This is a genomic window from Sphingopyxis sp. JAI128, from assembly GCF_014207235.1.
In the GTDB taxonomy this organism is placed as follows: Bacteria; Pseudomonadota; Alphaproteobacteria; order Sphingomonadales; family Sphingomonadaceae; genus Sphingopyxis.
The window spans coordinates 382,708-402,583 of record NZ_JACHDA010000002.1; the positions used below are offsets into that span (position 1 = coordinate 382,708).

Sequence of the window (19,876 nt, forward strand, 5' to 3'; positions counted from 1 at the left end):
CCTTCCTTTTCTGCGAACCCCGGCAAGCCGGGGCCGCATGGCCTTTAGAAGCGGAAGTCCACACCGGCATAGAACAGACGGCCGTAAAGGTCGTAAGTCGTTGCCGACGTCTGGGCACCCGGGAAGGTCACAGGGTTCGTGTCACCGAACACCGGCGGCTTCTTGTCGAACACATTGTCGATGCCGAGGTAGAATTCATACTTCTTGCTGTCGTCGATACCGAAGCGCAGCTGTGCATCGTGGTACCAATAGGCCCCCGTGCTGATGCGGTCCGGATCGGTCAGATCGTCGACGACCGACGACAGATAGTTCACGCGCCAGTTGAGCGAGACATTATCCCAGCCAACGGTGGCCGAAACATTGACCTTGTCACGGAAACCCGTGCCGAGACGGCCGCAGCTGTAGCAATCGAGCTGGCCGACTTCCTTCTGCGTCGGACCGCCCGGATAGGAGGTCTGCTGCTGTTTCAGAAGGTGCGTCCAGAAGGCGGACAGGTCGAACCGGCCCGCTTCGCCGAAGGTCGTGCTGTACTTGACCTGCGTATCGATGCCCGAAACGAGGAACGAACCGGTGTTCAGGTTGAACGCATCGACCTGCGTGACCCGGCCGGTCGCGTCGCGGGTGATATTGTCGCAGAACAGCGCGTCGCCATTGCCGGTCATGCACTCGTTAAGCGAGGTCTGCTGGCCGATGATGCCGATCGCGTTCTTCAGCTTGATCCGGTAATAGTCGACCGTCAGGCTGAGCCCACGGGCGAAGCGCGGCTGGAACACCGCACCGAGGGTCAAGGTTTTCGCGGTTTCCTCATTGAGGTTGCGATTGCCGCCGAGGAAGCCATTGATGGTCTGAATGTCCGCGGTCGAATAGACGAAGCCTCCGTTGTTTGCCGCCGCCGCGATCGCGGGAATTGCCAGACATGCCGCGGACAGTTGGCTCGCCGGAAGCGTGATCGCTCCGGTATCGCCACCGCCTTCCTTCTGGTCGCAGGGGTCAACCACGGCCGGGAAGGTTTCGCTCTGTGCCGAGAAGAGTTCCGAGATGTTCGGTGCACGGGTCGCTTCCGAATAGATACCGCGGAAACGGATATCCGGAATGGGAGCCCATTCACCGCCGGCCTTCCAGCTCCATACGCCGCCGACCGTCGAATAGTCGGAATAGCGCACAGCGCCTTCGAGGCCGAGATAATGGAAGAAGGGGCGATCCGACAGGATCGGCGCCACGACTTCGAGGAAGCCTTCCTTCACATTATATTTGCCGCGGGTGTCGGTCAGCAGATTGCCGAGCGTCTGGCCGAGGTTCGTCGCTTCGTCGAAATCTTCGCTGCTCTTTTCGCGGCGATATTCGAAGCCGGTGGCAAAGCTCAGCGCGCCGCCCGGAAGCTCGAACACTTCGCCCGAGACCGAGGCCGAGAAGACGTCCTGCTTCACCTTGGCGCGATATTCCGACAGTTGGCCGCCACGGGTCACATAGTCCGCGGCAGCGGCCGAAACCGTATTGAAGCCGAAGATGTCGATCGGCGCGCATGCCGCATCGTCGTTGTTCGGATTGGCGTCGACGTTGATGCTGCAGACGGGACCGTTCGGACCCGCAACGGCGTTCAGCGCGTTGACATATTGCGGACCGAAGATCGTGCCCGACCGGGTGTAGTCCTTGGTTTCTCCGTGCGCGTAATAGGCTTCGTAGTTGAGGCTGTCGGCAAAGCTGCCGCGCAGGCCGGCGACGGCGCGCCAGGTTTCACGGTCGTTCTTGTTGCTGCGGTCGAAGATATCGTTCGAGCGGCGACGGAACGGCAGGTCGGTCGTGCTGATATCATTATTGGGATCGGCATCGTTGTTGAGGATCGGTGCCATGGTCGTGACATAATCGCGGATCGCCTGCGGCACGAAGGGGTTGCTGAGCGGAATGCCCGCATAGGGCGTACCGTCCGCATTGACGAGGTCGGTATTGGCGACCGCCTGCGGCTCGAGGCTCGAGCGCGACTTGCTCTTGGCATAGCTGCCTTCGAAGAACAGCGTTGCATTGTCCGACAATTCGTAGCTTGCAAGGCCCGTCACCAGATAACGCTCGACGGGCACGCCGAGGTAGCGGTCCTGGTTACGGTCATAACCGTCAATGTTCGCGCCCTCGTACGGCTTCAGTACATTGCCGGGACCATAGGTGAAGGTCGTGCCGTTCGATTGGAAACGGCCATTGGGGCTGAACAGGCCCTGCGAAGCGAACGAGCTGCGGCTCGGAATGTCGTGCGCCGAAAAACCGCGGTCGCGCGAACGCAGCCCATTGTCGCGGTCATAGCTGCCGTTGACGACAATATGGCCGCGACCGTCGGCGAATGCCGTGCCGGCGGTCAGGCTGGCGAGATAGCGACCCGAGTCGCCTTCGTCGCTGATCGTGCCCTGACCGTGGAAACGGATGCCTTCGAACTTGTCGTCGAGAATGAAGTTGACGACGCCCGCGATGGCTTCCGAACCATAGACCGCCGAAGCGCCGCCAGTCACAACCTGGACATCCTTGATCAGGTCGGTCGGGATGGTGTTGAGGTCGACGACCGACGTGCCCGGCAGGCCGGCGACGAAGCGGCGGCCGTTGACGAGAACGAGGGTGCGCGCCGAACCGAGGTTGCGCAGGTTGACGGTCGCGATGCCGTTACCGGTGGTCGAGAAGTTCGTCGAATTGCGGCTGATGTTCTGGCCGACCGACGGCAGTTCGTTCAGCACGTCCTGAATGTTCGCCGCACCGGTCTGCTGGATCTGTTCCTGGCTGACGACCGAAACGGGAACCGACGAAGTGAGATCGGCGCGCGCGATACGCGAGCCGGTGACGACGATCGTGTCTCCGCTCACTTCCTCCGCAGCCGCGGCATCCTGTGCCTGCACGGGGGCCGAAATCATCGCAACGCTCAACACGAGCGGTGCGGCAGTCCATTTTAACCGGGGGAGATATGCGTTGTTCACAGTTATTGTCCTCGCTGCATTGGGGCAGAATGGAAAGGACAACATCAAGGGAAGGCGTTGAAACCCGTTGTCATCCTCCCCTGCAGCGCGCGATGCTCCTCAAAAGCCGGTCGGTAAAGTGCCTTCTCAGCGTGACAGAATTTTCCTGCACATTTGTGACTTATTTGCAACAGCTTGACGACAGCCTGTCGCGGACGGCTGTATCGCTCTCCCCTGCAAACGCCGTCTTTCTAGAGCTGCATTGTGTCGCCCTCGGGCTGGGGCAGCAGCAGCGCGAGCAGGATCGCGCGGCATTCGCCATCGATCGTCCCGTCGATCAGTTGGGGGCGGAAGCGGCGCTGGAACGCCACCGTCGCCGCGAAGCCATCGGTCACGTCGTAGCCGAAACGCTCGAGCGCAAGCAGGAAGCCGGCATCGGTCCATAAAGGATCGGTCAGCTTCTTGGTCGGCCGCGGCAGCGCGAGACGGCGGCGCGCAAGTTCCTCCCATGGAAAGAGCTCGCCCGGGTCCTGCTTGCGCGTCGGCGCGATATCCGAATGGCCGACGACATTGCCGCGCGTGATCGCGTGGCGATCCTTGATCAGGTGGACGAGGCGGACGACGGACGCGACTTGCGGGTCGGGAAAGGGCACATAGCCCCATTCATGTCCCGGATTGACGATCTCGATCCCGACGCTCGCCGAATTGATGTCGCTGACGCCGCGCCAGTGTGCCTTTCCCGCGTGCCAGGCGCGCTTGTCCTCGGGCACCATTTGGGTGATCTGGCCATCCTCGCTGACGACATAATGCGCCGACACCTTGGCTTCGGGATCGGCGAGGCGGTCGATTGCCTCCGCCCCCGACTTCATGCCGGTATAGTGCAGGACGATCATCGAGATGGGCAAGGCGCGCTCGTCGAAATTGGGAGACCAGCGTTCGATAAAATCGCTCATTCGCTTTGCGGGCCCGTCCTGTCCTTGCCAAGCCGTCGATTGCGCCAGCGGCGCATAAAAAGCAAGGCGAAGCCGGTCCCGAAGGGATGCGCTAGGCCGCCGTGGCGCGACGCACCTGCTGGTCGGCGGGCTCGTAGAGGCCGCGCAGTCGCGGGCTTGCGACGAACTGGTCGGTCTGGCCGAGCACCGTTTCCCCTGCGCCGAGCACGAGAAAGCTTTGCGGCGCCGCCATCGCGCGCAGCCGGGCAAAGGCCTTCTGGCGCATCGGCGCCGAAAAATAGAGCAGCAGGTTGCGGCAGAAAATAAGGTCGGCGGGGCTGGCGAGCGGCGGCCGGTCGATCAGCATGTTCTGGACAGAAAAGTCGATGCGGCGCCTGAGGTCGGCTTTCGCCAACCAGCCGCCCTCGGTCTGGTCGAACCAGCGCACCATGCGCTGTACCGGCAGGCCGCGCTGGATTTCGAACTGGCTGTAGAGCCCGACGCGCGCGCGCGCGATCGCGTGATAGCTGACGTCGGTCCCGACGATGTTGACCTGCCAGCCCGCCCATTTTTCGCCCTGTTCGGCGATCAGCATCGCGAGCGAATAGGCTTCCTGCCCCGTCGATACGCCGCAATGCCAGATCGTCACCCGCCGCCGCGACGCGTTGATGTCGCGGATCCGTTCAAGCGCAGTGGCAGCTATGTCATCGAAAACGCTGTGTTCGCGATAGAAATAGGTTTCGTTGTTGAGCATCGCGTCGACGGTATCGTCGAGCAACTGTCGGCTTTTCGACGTCACCAGCGCCGCGACCAGCGCATCAAGGTCGGCAATTCCGTGACGCTGCATCACGGGCTTCAGCGACATTTCGATCCGCCAGATGCGGTTCGGCGACAGGGTCTGCCCCGTCCGCGATTCGAGGACGCCCATCAGGACACGGTAGGCCGACTCGCTGGCGCTGCCGCCCATCATGACCGGCGGCGGCCGCGAAGGAAGCTGCCGAGCATCAGCGCGATCGCATCGGGATTGAGCGTCGCCGCAGCGATGCCGGCCTTGGCGACGGCGCCGGGCATGCCCCAGATCACGCAGCTTTCGGGCGCCTGCGCAAAAACCGTTCCCCCCGCCTGCTTCAGCCGCGCTGCGCCGACCGCACCGTCGCGGCCCATCCCGCTGAGGATGACTGCAACGCCGCCCTTGCCATAGACTTCGGCAACCGCGTCGAGCATCGGGTCGGCAGACGGACAGCAGCCATTGTCGACCGGGCGGTGGTCGAGCGCGATTTCGCGGCGGCGGCCGTTCGCCACGACGAGCAGATGCGCGTCGCCGGGGGCGAGGTAGATGTGACCGGCTTCGACGATCATGCCCGCCGCGGCAACATGCACACGGCGCGCGGTCATCGTCGCGATCTGGCGCGCGTAAAATTCCATGAAGGCGTCGGGCAGGTGCTGCGTCAGCAGGATCGGCGCGGTGATGCGCGGGTCGAGGTTGGCGAGGAAGTTGGTGAAGGCGGGAATGCCGCCGGTCGATGCGGCGACCGCGATGCATTCGATCGGCTGATCGGTATCGATCGCCAGCGCGACCGGAGCGGGGACGCGGCGTTCGGCAACCGGGACCGGGACCGGATAGTCGCGCCGGTGGCCGAGCGTCATGATCCGGTCGGTCAGTATTTCGGCGAAGCGGCCAGAAAAACTGCCGCGACCCGGCTTTGCCAAGGTATCGCTGGCACCGAGCGCGAGCGCGTCGATAGCCGCCGGGCCGCCCTCTACACAGTTGGACGAGAGGATCAGCACGCGGGCCTTTTCGGCGCGCTGCAATATATGCGGCAGGGCGTCGATACCGTTCATGCCCGGCATTTCGATATCGAGGACGACGACATCGACGGGTTCGCGTGCCAGATAGGCCAGCGCGTCGTGCGCCGATGCGACCGACGCGCAAATCTCGAGCCCGGGGCGCTGGTCGACGATGCGCTCGAGAATGCTCCGCACGACCAGGCTGTCATCGACGAGCATCACCCTGACCGCCCGCGCCGACGGCTCTGGATCGGATATCAGGGGTTGCGGTCGAGCCACAAATAACCTCGAAAAATCAGGCGATGCCGACGAGCTGCAATTTTCCTTCCAGCGTTTCGCGATCGAACGGCTTCATTACATATTCGTCGGCACCCGCCTCGATCGCGGCGCGGATATGGTCGATGCTGTTTTCGGTGGTGCAGAAAACGACGCGCGGCCGCTCTTCGTGCCCATAATCGAGGTCGTTGAAGGCACCGAGAAACTCCATTCCGCTCATCACCGGCATGTTCCAGTCGAGCAGGATCACATCAGGACGATTGGCGCGGCAAAAGGTCAGCGCTTCCTGCCCGTCGGCCGCCTCTTCGACGGCAAAGGACATGCTTTCAAGGATATGGCGCGCGACCTTGCGAATGACTTTGCTGTCATCGACCACCAGACAAGATTTCGACATCAAATTTAACTCCGACCCCCGTTGTTGGGGTATGTTTACGGCGAAGGGGTATTCAGCCCGTTAATAGACGGCAGCAATCACGCAGCTTTTAAGGCCGGCAGGGTGATGAAATGCGACGGATCGACGACGAGCAGCGATGCCCCCTCATGCTCGATCATCGCATCGGCGACGCGCGCCCAGCCGGGAAGCAGCTTGCCCGTGATGCGCGTTTCGGGCGACTCTATGAAGCAGACATCCTCGATCTCGTCGGCGAGCAGCGCATAACCATGCTCGGCGACGTCGACGACGATCACGCGCTGCCCCGGCGCGACCGGCGCCGCCGGCAGGCCGATCACGACATGCGGGTCGATCAGCGTGAAGACGCGGCTGCGCAACGCGAACAGGCCCGCGACATGCGGTGGCGCCGCCGGCACTTCGACCGGCGTGCCGACGGTGACGACCGAATTGATCGCGCGGCTGCGCAGCGCGACGCGCGTGTCGGCGATGCGCGCGACGAGATACAGCTTTTCCATCATCGGCCTTGTCCCCCGACCTGGCGGCGCAAGGCGTCGAGCAATGCCTGCCGGTCGTAACGATAGACGGTGTCGTCGCCCGGCCCCGTTGCCGCAATCGAACTGCGCAAACGGATGACGGGTATGTCGTTCGCCGCATCGCGGGATGCCTCGCCATCTTCGGCCAGGCACAGGAGCACGTCGTGCGCTTCGTCGGCATCGCCGCCGTCCGACGCGACGCGATAGCCTGCGCTGCGCAAAATGGGCGCGAGGAAATTCTGCCCCCAGCCGTCATGGTCGTCGGCGATGCGGCAAAGCGGCAGCCGATCGGCGAACGGGGCGGTGGCGGCGGCATATTGCTCCATCAGCCAATAGGGATCGATCAATTCGACGGGCTCGTCGTCCACCAGCACGACACCGGCGACCAGCCCCGGCGCGGCCGAGGGCTGCACGGTATCGGGCAGGCGGACGATATCGATCACTTCGGCGATCGGATAGCAGAGGACCGAGCATCCATCGTGCAGGCGCAGCAGCTTTTGCGTCCCGTCCGACGCGGGCGCTTTCGCCGCATGAACGGCAAATATATTCTCGCCGATCTGCGCCTGAACGCGGCCGGCGCTTTCGAACAGCGCCGACGCAGGCACTTCCTCGACGCGCTCGATCACCGACAGGCGAACTCCGCGCACGCGACCGCCAGCCTCGCGGAACAGAAGCAATTGCGCCGCGCTCCGCGCCGCCATCAGCTCGGCATCGCTTTCCACGATGCGGTCGTGGCTGCGCCCCGCCTCGCTGGCGTCGATCGCCGCGGCCGCGAGCATGCCCTGCACATCGAGCAGGAGAACGGGGCGGCCATTGTCGGGAAGCGTCGTGCCCGCATAGAGCCCCGTCGCCATGATCATCGGCGCGGCGGGCTTGATTACCAGTTCCTCATGGTCGTGGATCGCCGCGACGCTGAGCGCATAGCTTTGCCCCTGCCCCGGCCGGACGATCACAAGCGCGCGGTCGTCGACATCGTCGCCATGATGCCGGCCGCGCCCGAGCACCGTTTCGAGCCGGAGCAGCGGATATTGTTCGCCGCGCACGGTCGCGAATTCGCCGCCGCCGACGCGGTCGATGCGCACCGTATCGCCGCTTTCGAGCAGGATTTCGCGCACCGCGCCGCGCGGTATGGCGAAATATTGCCCCGCCGCACGTACCATCAACCCCGAAATGATCGTCAGCGTCATCGGGACGCGAAGCAGGATCGTCAGCCCCCGCCCCTCTTCGTTGCGCAGTTCGACGACACCGCCGATCTTTTCGACATTCGCCTTGACGATATCCATGCCGACGCCGCGCCCCGATACCGACGTCACCGTGGCAGCGGTCGAGAAACCGGGACGAAAGATCAACTCCAGCTTTTCCTTCGGTCCCAGCGCCCGGGCTTCGTTCGCGGTCAGGGTGCGCGCGGCAATCGCCTTGGCGACAAGCGTGTCGGGCGACAGCCCGCGCCCGTCGTCACCGATCTCGATCTCGATCTGGTTGCCCGACTGGCGCGCCGAAACCGAGATGGTTGCGGTGATGTCCTTGCCCGCCGCGACGCGCTCCTCGAGCGGCTCGATGCCATGATCGATCGCGTTACGCACGATATGGATCAGCGGGTCGCGGATATTCTCCATCATCTCGCGGTCGAGTTCGACCTCGCCGCCGCTCGTCTGGAACGCGATCTTCTTGCCCAGATCCTGCGCAAGGTCCCGGACGATCCGCGGCAAGGGCGCGAACAATTTGTCGATCCGCTGCATCCGCATCTGGCTGACCGACTGGCGCATGCCGGCGATCGAATCGGACAGGCGATCGAACGAGGCGATCAGCGACGGATCGGCCCCCGATTCGCGCAGCATCCGGGCAAATTCGTTGCGCGCGAGGACGATGTCGGTCACCCCCGTCATCACGCTGTCGAGCAGCGGCAGCGGCACGCGGATCGAGCGCCAGCTTTGCAGGTCGGCACCGAAATCATCGTCGCGGCGCAGCGGCACCCCGGCGACTGCAAACGACGCGTCGGCCGATGCAGCCTGTTCTTCGGACAAGGCGCCGATGACATCGCCGTCCTCCCCGGGGGGTTCGACCCCATCCCGTCCCAGCGCGCCGCAAAGCGCGTTCAGCCGGTCGAGGATGCCGAGAACCCCGCTGACCAACGCGGCATTCGGCGTACGATGGCCGCGGCGCACGTGGTCGAGCGCGTCCTCCGCAGCGTGCGACAGCGCCGTGACGCGCGGCAGGGCAAGGAACCCTGAACTGCCCTTGATCGTGTGCACGAGCCGGAAAATCGCATCGAGCTGCGCGCGGTCGGCGGGGTCGGCTTCCCACGCGACAATCGCCCCGCCCGCTTCGGCCAGGATTTCGGCCGTTTCGGCCAGAAAGTCGTTCAGCAGATCGTCCATCGCCGTACCGGTGCGCCCCAAAAACTGAGGCTGCACCATGGCGGACAATGGTTAAGGGAGGCTTTACCCGCGGCCGCGCAGGACGGCACCAACGAGCAGCGAAGTTGGGGTTTCGCGAGCGAGCATGACCGTCCCCTCATTCTGGCGCGCGACGGCCTGCACCAGCACCGCCGGCGCGGTACGCGAAGTCATCGCGCCCGCCCCTTCGCCATCGGCCAGGATGCGTTCGACATCGGCGTCGAGGAAGATGCGCTCGGCCTCGACATGCAGCGCGATTTCGATGGCCCCATCCCCGCCCGCCCCCTGTTCTTCGCAGCCGACATCGAGCCGTCCGCCGCGCACCAGCGCATCGACGAGCAGCAGCGAGAGGTTGAGGACGATCTTGACCGCAGGCTTGGGCAGCGGGTCGGTCCCGATCATCCAGTTCAACTCGATCGCGCGGTCGCCGATGATGCCCTGAATCGCCGATTTAGCCTCGTCCGCGGGAACGAGTTCGCCGAACCCGCCCGCCGAACCGAAGGCGAGGCGGAAGAATTTGAGCTTGTTCGCCGACGTCCGCGCGCTTTGTTCGAGCAGTTCGAAACAGCGCTGGCGCATCGCCGGGTCCTGCTCGTCGGCCAGAAGCTCGAGCCCGTTGGCGAAAGCGCCCACCGGGCTCAACAGGTCGTGACACAGGCGCGAGGCCAACATCGAGGCGAAATCGACGCGATCGTCGGACAATGAACGGGCTCCCCAGCGCAGCCGCCGGATATGTCCGGCGTGCGGCTGCTACTAGGGCAGGCATGGGTGGAAGGGCAAGCTGGTTCCTTTTCCATTTACCAAACACAACGCTCTCGGCATATCGCCGCCTTGCCAAGGCGACGGCATAGGGCCTGCTCCGCGCCCCGGCCCCTTGAAAACCGGGGTCCCAAAGCCATATCACCCATAATGTTGGGGGACGACGAGATACTGACCGTGACGCTTGCAGACAGCGTGGCCGCCTTGCGGCTCGACCGCGCGCTGGCCGAAGCGCTGCCCGGCCTGTCACGCGAGCGGATCAAGACGCTGATCAAAGGCGGCCGCGTCGCCGATGCGGGGGGCACGATCCTGTGGGACCCGTCGGCCAAGACCGGCGCGCCCGCGACGATCGAGGTTCGCGTGCCCGTCGCGGCCCCCGCGCATAATGTCGCGCAGGATATGGGCCTTGTCATCGCATATGAGGACGAGCATCTGATCGTCGTCGACAAGCCCGCGGGCATGGTCGTCCATCCCGCCGCGGGCAATCTTGACGGGACGATGGTCAACGCGCTGCTTCATCATTGCGCGGGCCAGTTGTCGGGTATCGGCGGCGTTGCGCGGCCCGGAATCGTCCACCGGATCGACAAGGATACCAGCGGGCTGATCGTCGCGGCGAAGCATGACAAGGCGCACGAAGGTCTGGCAAAGCAATTTGCCGCGCACAGCATCGACCGACGCTACCTCGCGATCGCGACCGGGCGCCCGATGCCCGCCAACGGCACCGTCGACGCCGCGTTGGGCCGGTCGGGCACGAACCGCAAGAAGATGGCGGTCGTCGCCGAAGGGCGCGGCAAGCACGCGATTACCCATTACCGCACGGTCGAACCGCTCAAGGGCGCGACTTTGGTCGAATGCAGGCTCGAAACGGGGCGCACGCACCAGGTTCGCGTCCATATGGCGCATATCGGCCACCCGCTCGTCGGCGACCCCGTCTATGGCCGCCAACGTAAACCTTTGTCTGATGTACTGAGGAACCGCAATTTCGTAAGACAGGCGTTGCACGCGGCCCATTTGGGTTTTATTCATCCGGTGACCGGTAACGAAATCGCGCTCGACAGCGAACTCCCAGCCGATATGCGGGAACTGATCGATGAATTGCGCGTTTAGGTTTCGAATGAAAATCTATTTTGACCGCTGGAGTCAACCGCGGCATATTTCTCCTCTGAAAATTAGGGAAAACCATATCAATGGCTAATAAAAGCAATGTTCCGGCCACGGTGCCCGCGCTCGGCGGTGAAGCGAGCCTGAACCGCTACCTGGCCGAAATCCGCAAATTCCCCCTTCTGACCCCCGAGCAGGAATATATGCTCGCCAAACGGTTCCAGGAGCATGGCGACAATGAAGCGGCGGCGCAACTCGTGACGTCGCACCTCCGCCTCGTCGCCAAGATCGCGATGGGCTACCGCGGCTATGGCCTGCCCGTCAGCGAGCTGATCAGCGAGGGCAATATCGGCCTGATGCAGGGCGTGAAGAAGTTCGATCCCGAACGCGGCTTCCGCCTCGCCACCTATGCGATGTGGTGGATTCGCGCGTCGATCCAGGAATTTATCCTGCGCTCGTGGAGCCTCGTGAAGATGGGGACGACCGCGGCCCAGAAAAAGCTGTTCTTCAACCTTCGCCGGATGAAGAACAACCTCGACGCGTTCGAGGACGGCGACCTCAGCCCCGAACATCTCGCGAAGATCGCAACCGACCTCGGCGTGACCGAGGAAGAAGTGACGAGCATGAACCGCCGCATGGCCATGGGCGGCGACACGTCGCTCAACGTGCCGATGGGCGAGGATGGCGACAGCCAGTGGCAGGACCTTCTCGGCGACGAAGGCCCGCTGCAGGACGAACGCGTTGCCGAAGCCGAGGAACGCGACGTCCGCCACGCGCTGCTGAGCGAGGCGCTCGAAACGCTCAACGAACGCGAACGCCACATTCTGACCGAGCGCCGCCTGACCGACGATCCCAAGACGCTCGAGGATCTGAGCCAGGTTTACGACGTCAGCCGCGAACGCGTTCGCCAGATCGAGGTGCGCGCATTCGAAAAACTGCAAAAGGCGATGCTCAAGCTCGCCGGCGACCGGCGCCTCGTCGGCGCCTGACCTGTCGGCGCGAGCCCGCGATTTGACTCGCAAACGCAAAAGGACCAGCCAGCCTCTCCCTTCGGTTTGACCGGAGGGGTTTGTCAGCGCGCTGGGACGAGCCGCCGACAGGCTGAGGCGGCTAGCGACCGATCGCTGCCATTCGATCCTCCCTGTGCCGCAGGCATGGGGGGTGGCAGCGCGAAGCGCTGACGGAAGGGCTCTTAACGCGGCGCTGCAACCCCTCCAACACCGCTGCGCGGCAGTCCCGCTGGCGCTACGCGCCGTCTGCGACTCCCCCATCGCGACGCGACAGGGAGGATTGGCAGGACGCGACCGTTTGCGGTCGCTAGAGATGTGAACCCCGGCGTTCGGCATCTGCGCGCAAGCGCTAAATCGGGCGCGTGCGGGCGCTGTCGCGGTTGCGGCGTAAATTGCTGCCATTCGATCGAGCCCGCTTGCCTCCGGCTCGCGAGCGGCTAATTTGCCGCGCATGGCACCCTCCTCCCGCGCCAAGACGCGCAAGCTCCCCTGGTATCTCCGCCCGTTCAAATGGCTGTTGTGGTTCGTCGCGATTTCGGTCCTGTGGGTGCTCGTCTATGCCGTCGTACCGCCGCCGGTGACGCTGACCATGCTGACCGACGGCAACGGAATTACCAAGGATTGGGAAGGCCTGTCTCGGATCGACCGCAACATGGTGCGCGCCGTGATCGCCGCAGAGGACGGAAAATTTTGTTCGCACGACGGCTTCGACCGCGAGGCGATCGAAGACGCGATCGAACGCAACGCCCAGAGCAAGCGGATGCGCGGCGGATCGACGATCAGCCAGCAAACTGCGAAAAATGTCTTCCTGTGGCAGGGCAGCGGCTGGACGCGCTACGTCCGCAAGGTGCCCGAAGTGTGGTTCACCTTCCTGATCGAAAAAATCTGGGGCAAACGGCGGATCATGGAAGTCTATCTCAACGTCGCCGAAACGGGGATCGGCACCTATGGCGTCGAGGCCGGGGCGCAGCGCTATTTCAAGCATGGCGCCAACAGACTGACCCCGCGCGAGGCCGCGCGCATCGCGGCCATCCTGCCGCTGCCGAAGAAGCGCGAAGCGATCAGCCCATCAGGCTTTACCCGCCGCTATGGCAACACCATCGCCGCGCGGATCGGCCAGGTGCGGCGCGACGGGCTGGATGCATGCGTTTATAAATAGCGTCGACTTTGGCGTGGGGAGCGGCCACACCAATATCGGTCATAAAATCGAGACGGCAACGATCGAAACCGGCCACCCAGCCCTCTTCTTTACCCCGCCCAACCACGGCTTGCTTGCACAGCGGCGCTCGCGCGCCTATGTAAGTGGAGTAATTTACTCCAGTTAAGAATCGTTCGCAATTGCGACGGAAAAGATCATGCGCCTTTCCAACCTTGCCGATTATGCCGTGGTGCTGATGAGCGCCGCCGCCCGCCAGTGCGGGTCGGTGCCCATCCACGCCGCGATGCTTGCAGAGCAGACCGGCATCCCGGGGCCGACCGCGCAGAAGCTGGTGAGCGGCCTCGCGCGCGCCGGGCTGCTCGTTGCCTCGCGCGGCAGCGGCGGCGGCGTACGGCTCGCGCGCCCCGCGGCGGCGATCAGCGTCGCCGATATTATCGAGGCGGTAGAAGGCCCGATCGCGCTGACCAGCTGCGTCGCCGAAGGACGGCATGATTGCTCGCTCGAAGGCAGTTGCAAGGTGCAGCCGCATTGGGGCGTCGTGAACGGCGCGGTGCGGGGCGCGTTGCAAGAGATTAGTTTGGCGTCCTTGAGCGGCGCGCCCAAACACCCCTCCCTTCCGCCGATCCCGGCTATGGCCGGCGACGAGATCAGAATATGACCGACAACAGCGAAACCCGCATCAAGGACCAGGCCGCGCACGACGCCGCGGCGAAGGTCGCCGATTACGAACATGGCTGGTCCTCGGCGATCGAGACCGACTTTGCGCCCAAGGGGCTCACCGAGGATACGGTGCGCTTCATCAGCGCCAAGAAGAACGAGCCCGAATGGATGCTCGACTGGCGGCTGAAGGCGTTTCGCCATTGGCAGACGATGGAGACGCCCGACTGGGCGAAGCTCAACGTCCCGCCGATCGATTATCAAGACGCGTACTATTATGCGGCGCCCAAACCCAAGCCGAAGCTGTCGAGCCTCGACGAGGTCGATCCCGAGATTCTCGAAGTCTATAAAAAGCTCGGCATCCCGATCGAGGAGCAAAAAGTGCTCGCGGGCGTCGAGGGCGCGCGCAAGGTGGCGGTCGACGCGGTGTTCGACAGCGTCAGCGTCGCGACGACCTTCCGCGAGGAATTGAAGCGCGCGGGCGTGATCTTCCTGTCGATCTCCGAAGCGATCCGCGAATATCCCGAGCTGGTGAAAAAGTGGCTTGGGCGTGTCGTGCCGATGCACGACAATTATTTCGCGACGCTCAATTGCGCGGTCTTTTCGGACGGCACCTTCGTCTATGTGCCCGAAGGCGTGCGCTGTCCGATGGAGCTCAGCACCTATTTCCGCATCAATGCCGAAAATACGGGCCAGTTCGAGCGCACGCTGATCGTCGCCGACAAGGGCGCGTACGTCTCCTACCTCGAAGGCTGCACCGCGCCGATGCGCGACGAGAACCAGCTTCACGCCGCGGTCGTCGAACTGGTCGCATTGGACGATGCCGAGATCAAATATTCGACGGTGCAGAACTGGTACCCCGGCAATGCCGATGGGCTTGGCGGCATCTATAATTTCGTCACCAAGCGCGCGCTCTGCCAGGGCAAGCGCAGCAAGGTGTCGTGGACGCAAGTGGAAACCGGCAGCGCGATCACCTGGAAATATCCGAGCTGCGTTTTGAACGGCGACGACAGCGTCGGCGAATTTTATTCGGTCGCCGTCACCAACAATTATCAGCAGGCCGACACCGGCACCAAGATGATCCACAATGGCAAGCGCACGCGCTCCACCATCGTTTCGAAGGGGATCAGCGCGGGCAAGTCGAACAACACCTATCGCGGCATCGTGCGCGTCGCCCCCAACGCCGAGGGCGTGCGCAACTTCACCCAGTGCGACAGCCTGCTTCTGGGCGACCAGTGCGGCGCACACACCGTGCCGTATATCGAAGTCCGCAACCCGACCGCGACCGTCGAACATGAAGCGACGACGAGCAAGATCAGCGACGACCAGCTCTTCTACGCGATGCAGCGCGGGCTGGGACAGGAAGAAGCGGTGGCGCTGATCGTCAACGGCTTTGCCAAGGAGGTGCTGCAGCAGCTGCCGATGGAATTTGCGGTCGAGGCGCAGAAATTGCTCGGGATCAGCCTTGAGGGGAGCGTGGGGTGATTGACATAAACCAAGTGATCATGGGCTTTCTGATGACTCCCTCCCTGTGGGTATTCAGCTTAGCCTTTGCCTGGTGGGGCGTCAGGAACCGCAGTCCAATCGCGGCAGGCGCGATCATGTTTGCCTTATGGACCGTCTATCGCTTCATGACCCTCGGAAGCGTCATCGCAATGTACATGATCGTCTGGACGCCGGTGGCGGCGATAGTGACCTTCGCCTTTTGCTTCATGATTATGTTTTTCATCAACAACGCACTTTCTCAGAATCGATAATATGCTCAAAATTGAAAACCTCCACGCCACCGTCGCCGACAAGCCGATCCTGAAGGGGTTGTCGCTCAGCGTCAATGCGGGCGAGATCCATGCGATCATGGGGCCCAATGGCGCGGGCAAGTCAACGCTGTCTTATGTGCTCGGCGGGCGGCCCGGTTATGAGGTCACCGAAGGGTCGGTGACGTTCACCCCCGCTCGTCATGCCGGACTTGATCCGGCATCCATGGCTTCGGCGCCGGAATGGACCCCGGATCAAGTCCGGGGTGACGAAGGTGGGGCGACCGATCTCCTCGCGCTCGACCCGCACGAGCGTGCCGCCGCCGGCCTGTTCCTCGGCTTTCAGTATCCGGTCGAAATCCCCGGCGTCTCGAACGTCCAGTTCCTGCGCGAAAGCCTGAACGCCCAGCGCAAGGCACGTGGCGAAGAGCCGCTGTCGGGCGGCGATTTCCTGAAGCTGGCGCGCGAGAAGGCGGGGCTGCTCAAGATGGACATGGACATGCTCAAGCGCCCGGTGAACGTCGGCTTTTCTGGCGGCGAGAAGAAGCGCAACGAGATGGTGCAGATGGGCATCCTCGACCCCAAGCTCGCGATTCTCGACGAGACGGACTCTGGCCTCGACATCGACGCGCTGCGCACCGTGGGCGACGGGATCAATACGATCATGCGGCGCCCCGACAAGGCGGTGCTGCTGATCACCCATTACCAGCGGCTGCTCGATTATGTGCGACCCGACATCGTCCACGTCCTTGCGGGCGGGCGGATCGTCAAATCGGGCGGGCCGGAGCTTGCGCTTGAGCTCGAACGCGAAGGCTATGCGGAGATTGCGGCGTGATGCGCGTCCACGCCTTGATCCTCCCTGTCGCACAGCGATGGGGAGGTGGCGGCGGCGCAGCCGCCGACGGAGGGGCTATGACGCCGCCCCTCCACCACGCGCTGCGCGAACGGTCCCCCTCCCCATGCCCTGCGGGCGCAGGGAGGATCGCATGACCGCCACCCTCCCCACCCGCCGCGATGAGGCCTGGCGCTATAGCGACATCGACGCGGTCGCCGCCGTGTGGCCGCTGCCTGCGCCCGAGTGCATCGTCGTGCCCGCGGGCGGCGACTTCCGCCGCGCGATCGTGCAGGATGAAGGCGCGATCCGGCAGATCGACATGAGCATTGGCAAGGGCGCGGCCGCGGCGCTGCATGTGCTCAACATCGGCGGCGCCTATGGGCGGATCGAACTCAACGTCACGCTCCACGAAGGCGCCGACTTCACCCTCGGCGCGGCGCAGATCGGCGGGGACGCGCAGAATCTCGAGATCATCACCACCGTCACCCACGCCGAACCCGGCGCGACGTCGCGGCAGGTCGTGCGATCGGTGCTCGGCGGCACCGCGACCGGCACCTACCTCGGCAAGGTCGCCGTCGCGCGCGATGCGCAAGCGACCGACAGCGAACAGGATGTGAAGGCGATGCTGCTCGAGCGCAGCGCGACCGCCAACGCCAAGCCCGAGCTCGAAATCTTTGCCGACGACGTCAAATGTGCCCACGGCTGCGCGATCGGCGAACTCGACGCGATGAGCCTCTATTATCTTCAGTCGCGCGGACTACCGCCCGCCGAGGCGAAGAAATTGATGCTGCAGGCGTTCGTTGCCGGCGTGTTCGATGGCGCTGAAGACGAGGAGCAGTTGCAGGCGCTCGCGCTTGCGAAGCTGGGAGAGCTGGTGTGAGCACCGCGACCGCCCTCCGCACTTTCCCCGACGTGCGCGCGGATTTCCCCGGCCTGACTCCCGGCTGGCACTATCTCGACACCGCCGCGACCGCGCAGAAGCCGCAGGCGGTGATCGACGCGACGGTGAACGCGATGGGCCGCGACTATGCGACCGTGCACCGCGGCGTCTACGCGCGCTCGGCCGACATGACGCTCGCCTATGAGGCGGCACGGCGGCGGATCGCGGCATTTATCGGCGCGAAGGAAGAGCAGATCGCGTTCGTGCGCGGCGCGACCGAGGCGATCAACCTTGTCGCTTACTCGCACCCGCGCAAAGGCCGGGTGCTGCTGTCGGTGCTCGAACATCACAGCAATATCGTGCCTTGGCAGCTCGCGGGCTGGCAGGTCGATGTCTGCCCGCTGACCGCCGACGGCTGCATCGATCTCGACGCTGCCGAGAAGCTGCTGACCCCCGAACACACGATGGTCGCCTTCGCGCATGTCTCGAACGTGCTCGGCAGCCCGCTCGACGTCGCACGCGCGGCAAGCCTTGCGCATCGCGTCGGCGCCGAATTGCTGATCGACGGATGCCAGGCGGTGCCGCGCCTGCCCGTCGATGTCGCGGCATTGGGCTGCGACTACTACGCCTTCTCGGGCCACAAGCTCTACGGTCCGACCGGGATCGGCGTGTTGTGGAGCGACAAGCTCGATACGCTCCCGCCGTGGCAGGGCGGCGGGTCGATGATCGACCGCGTGACCTTCGCCAAGACGAGCTATGCCCCCGCCCCCACCCGCTTCGAGGCGGGCACCCCCGCGATTGTCGAGGCGATCGGGCTCGCGGCGGCGGTCGACTATGTCGAGGCGATCGGCATCGACGCGATCCATGCGCACGAGGCCGCATTGGTGACCAGCTTGCGCGAGCAGCTTGCCCGCAAGAATAGCATCACGCTCTATGGCCCTGAAAATAGTACCGGAATCGTCAGTTTTGCGATGGCGGGGGTTCATCCGCACGACATCGGCACTATCTTGGACGAAAGCGGGGTCGCGATCCGCGCCGGGCACCATTGCGCACAGCCGCTGATGGAGCATCTGGGTGTCCCCGCGACCGCGCGCGCAAGCTTCGGTGTGTACAACAATGACGACGATGTGGCGGCGCTGATCGACGGCCTCGCCCGCGTCGAGAGGATTTTCGGATGAGCGAGGACCGCATGAGCGAGACCGGGATCAGGGTCGAGGAAGTGGAAAGCGTCGAACCGCCGCCGAAGGCGCGCGTCGAGGATGTCGAGACCGCGCCCGAGAAGCTGGAGCGCAAGCGCGACTATCTGGAAGGCTTCCTCGCAGCCAAGCCCGCCGAGGTCGCCCCTGGTGCGGTCGGCGGCGACCTGTATGAAGCCGTGATCGATGCGCTCAAGGAGATTTTCGACCCCGAAATCCCGGTGAACATCTACGACCTCGGCCTGATCTACAATGTCGAGATCGACGAGGGCCATGTGATGGTCACGATGACGCTGACGACGCCGCACTGCCCGGTCGCCGAATCGATGCCCGCCGAAGTCGAACTGCGCGTCGGCGCGGTGCCCGGCGTCGGCGATGCCGAGGTCAACCTCGTCTGGGATCCGCCGTGGTCGCCGCAGAATATGAGCGACGAAGCGCGGCTCGAATTGGGAATGTTGTGATGACCGAAACAAAGACCCGCGCCCGTCCGGCAGCCGTAACGCTCACCCCCGGCGCCGAGGAACGCATCGCGAAGCTGATGGCGGCCGCGCCCGAGGGCGCCATCGGCGTCCGGCTATCGACTCCGCGCCGCGGCTGTTCGGGGCTCGCCTATTCGGTCGATTATGTGACCGAAGAGCAGAAGTTCGACGAGAAGATCGAAACACCGGGCGGCATTTTCTACATCGATGGCGCGTCGGTGCTCTATCTGATCGGCAGCGTCATGGACTGGGTCGAGGATGATTTTGCCGCGGGCTTCGTGTTCGAAAATCCGAACGCCAAGGGCGCGTGCGGCTGCGGCGAGAGTTTTACGGTCTGAATCCCGTGCAGGTCCGCCCCGCGCGGATAAGCGACATGCCCGCATGGGCGGCGATGCGGGCGCGGCTGTGGCCCGATGCCGATCCGGTCGAGATGGCCGACGAGCTCCCCGCCATGCTGGAAGACGGGGCGCTGTGGAATTTCATCCTGTTTGACACGAACGAGCGGACGATCAGCATGGCCGAGGTGCGCCTGCGTGACATGTTCGACGGGTGCGACGTCGCCCCCTATCCACATGTCGAAGGGCTGTGGGTTGCGCCCGATCACCGCCGGACCGGCGGCGCCCGCGCGCTGCTCGACGCGATCGAGGCGCGCGCACTTCAGGAGGGCCACGACTGGATCGGGTCCGATGTCGAATTTACCAACGATATCAGCCAGCACTGGCACCGCGCCAACGGTTATAGCGAAGCCGCGCGCATCATCCTTTATTCGAAAAAGCCTTTAGCTCCGCGCGCCTCACGCC

At 64.1% G+C, this 19,876-nt stretch carries 19 protein-coding genes and 1 pseudogene; 12 read left to right on the forward strand and 8 right to left on the reverse strand.

What is annotated here, in order from left to right; all coding sequences use genetic code 11:
• Positions 1–44: 44 nt before the first annotated feature.
• From HDC35_RS05820 to HDC35_RS05855, 8 genes are all read right to left on the reverse strand, one after another.
• Positions 45–2,888 (reverse strand): TonB-dependent receptor domain-containing protein, encoded by a 2,844-nt coding sequence (locus tag HDC35_RS05820; protein ID WP_184644603.1) that lies wholly within the window; start codon positions 2,886–2,888, stop codon positions 45–47.
• Between the two features lie 293 nt (positions 2,889–3,181).
• Positions 3,182–3,883, reverse strand: coding sequence for an N-acetylmuramoyl-L-alanine amidase (locus tag HDC35_RS05825; RefSeq protein ID WP_184644605.1), 702 nt, complete (start codon positions 3,881–3,883; stop codon positions 3,182–3,184).
• A gap of 91 nt (positions 3,884–3,974) precedes the next feature.
• On the reverse strand, positions 3,975–4,832 hold the full coding sequence (locus tag HDC35_RS05830) for a protein-glutamate O-methyltransferase CheR (protein WP_184644607.1): 858 nt from the start codon (positions 4,830–4,832) through the stop codon (positions 3,975–3,977).
• Positions 4,829–5,869 carry a chemotaxis-specific protein-glutamate methyltransferase CheB gene (cheB, locus tag HDC35_RS05835; RefSeq protein ID WP_221438156.1) on the reverse strand — a complete coding sequence of 347 codons (1,041 nt, stop codon included), beginning with the start codon at positions 5,867–5,869 and terminating at the stop codon, positions 4,829–4,831. The genes HDC35_RS05830 and cheB overlap by 4 nt, the downstream gene beginning before the upstream one ends.
• 76 nt (positions 5,870–5,945) lie before the next feature.
• On the reverse strand, positions 5,946–6,320 hold the full coding sequence (locus tag HDC35_RS05840) for a response regulator (protein ID WP_058802094.1): 375 nt from the start codon (positions 6,318–6,320) through the stop codon (positions 5,946–5,948).
• Between the two features lie 77 nt (positions 6,321–6,397).
• The gene (locus HDC35_RS05845; protein WP_184644611.1) at positions 6,398–6,835 is read right to left on the reverse strand and encodes a chemotaxis protein CheW; all 438 of its coding nucleotides are present in this window, start codon (positions 6,833–6,835) and stop codon (positions 6,398–6,400) included.
• On the reverse strand, positions 6,832–9,267 hold the full coding sequence (locus HDC35_RS05850; RefSeq protein WP_260397553.1) for a chemotaxis protein CheA: 2,436 nt from the start codon (positions 9,265–9,267) through the stop codon (positions 6,832–6,834). The genes HDC35_RS05845 and HDC35_RS05850 overlap by 4 nt, the downstream gene beginning before the upstream one ends.
• 24 nt (positions 9,268–9,291) lie before the next feature.
• Positions 9,292–9,948: a histidine phosphotransferase family protein gene (locus HDC35_RS05855; protein WP_184644613.1), complete on the reverse strand. Its 657-nt coding sequence runs from the start codon at positions 9,946–9,948 to the stop codon at positions 9,292–9,294.
• Between the two features lie 207 nt (positions 9,949–10,155).
• Between HDC35_RS05855 and HDC35_RS05860 the strand changes: the two genes are divergently transcribed.
• From HDC35_RS05860 to HDC35_RS19930, 12 genes and pseudogenes are all read left to right on the forward strand, one after another.
• Positions 10,156–11,112 (forward strand): RluA family pseudouridine synthase, encoded by a 957-nt coding sequence (locus HDC35_RS05860; protein ID WP_184644615.1) that lies wholly within the window; start codon positions 10,156–10,158, stop codon positions 11,110–11,112.
• A gap of 80 nt (positions 11,113–11,192) precedes the next feature.
• Positions 11,193–12,095 carry an RNA polymerase sigma factor RpoH gene (rpoH, locus tag HDC35_RS05865; RefSeq protein WP_184644617.1) on the forward strand — a complete coding sequence of 301 codons (903 nt, stop codon included), beginning with the start codon at positions 11,193–11,195 and terminating at the stop codon, positions 12,093–12,095.
• Between the two features lie 472 nt (positions 12,096–12,567).
• The gene (gene mtgA / locus HDC35_RS05870; protein ID WP_184644619.1) at positions 12,568–13,275 is read left to right on the forward strand and encodes a monofunctional biosynthetic peptidoglycan transglycosylase; all 708 of its coding nucleotides are present in this window, start codon (positions 12,568–12,570) and stop codon (positions 13,273–13,275) included.
• 196 nt (positions 13,276–13,471) lie between these two features.
• Entirely contained in the window at positions 13,472–13,933 is a 462-nt protein-coding gene (locus HDC35_RS05875) for an SUF system Fe-S cluster assembly regulator (RefSeq protein WP_184644621.1), read from the forward strand.
• Positions 13,930–15,417 carry a Fe-S cluster assembly protein SufB gene (gene sufB / locus HDC35_RS05880; protein ID WP_184644623.1) on the forward strand — a complete coding sequence of 496 codons (1,488 nt, stop codon included), beginning with the start codon at positions 13,930–13,932 and terminating at the stop codon, positions 15,415–15,417. The genes HDC35_RS05875 and sufB overlap by 4 nt, the downstream gene beginning before the upstream one ends.
• On the forward strand, positions 15,414–15,689 hold the full coding sequence (locus HDC35_RS05885; protein WP_184644625.1) for a hypothetical protein: 276 nt from the start codon (positions 15,414–15,416) through the stop codon (positions 15,687–15,689). Before sufB ends, HDC35_RS05885 begins: the two co-directional genes overlap by 4 nt.
• Position 15,690: 1 nt before the next feature.
• On the forward strand, positions 15,691–16,521 hold the full coding sequence (gene sufC / locus HDC35_RS05890; RefSeq protein WP_184644627.1) for a Fe-S cluster assembly ATPase SufC: 831 nt from the start codon (positions 15,691–15,693) through the stop codon (positions 16,519–16,521).
• 151 nt (positions 16,522–16,672) lie between these two features.
• On the forward strand, positions 16,673–17,401 hold the full coding sequence (locus tag HDC35_RS05895; protein ID WP_184644628.1) for a SufD family Fe-S cluster assembly protein: 729 nt from the start codon (positions 16,673–16,675) through the stop codon (positions 17,399–17,401).
• A complete protein-coding gene (locus HDC35_RS05900; protein WP_184644630.1) occupies positions 17,398–18,579 on the forward strand; it encodes a cysteine desulfurase in 1,182 nt (393 codons plus the stop codon). Before HDC35_RS05895 ends, HDC35_RS05900 begins: the two co-directional genes overlap by 4 nt.
• Positions 18,576–19,058 carry an SUF system Fe-S cluster assembly protein gene (locus HDC35_RS05905; protein ID WP_184644632.1) on the forward strand — a complete coding sequence of 161 codons (483 nt, stop codon included), beginning with the start codon at positions 18,576–18,578 and terminating at the stop codon, positions 19,056–19,058. Before HDC35_RS05900 ends, HDC35_RS05905 begins: the two co-directional genes overlap by 4 nt.
• Entirely contained in the window at positions 19,058–19,414 is a 357-nt protein-coding gene (locus HDC35_RS05910; protein WP_184644634.1) for an iron-sulfur cluster assembly accessory protein, read from the forward strand. The genes HDC35_RS05905 and HDC35_RS05910 overlap by 1 nt, the downstream gene beginning before the upstream one ends.
• A 53-nt stretch (positions 19,415–19,467) precedes the next feature.
• Positions 19,468–19,803: pseudogene (locus HDC35_RS19930) on the forward strand (GNAT family N-acetyltransferase); the annotation flags it as partial.
• Between the last annotated feature and the right edge of the window lie 73 nt (positions 19,804–19,876).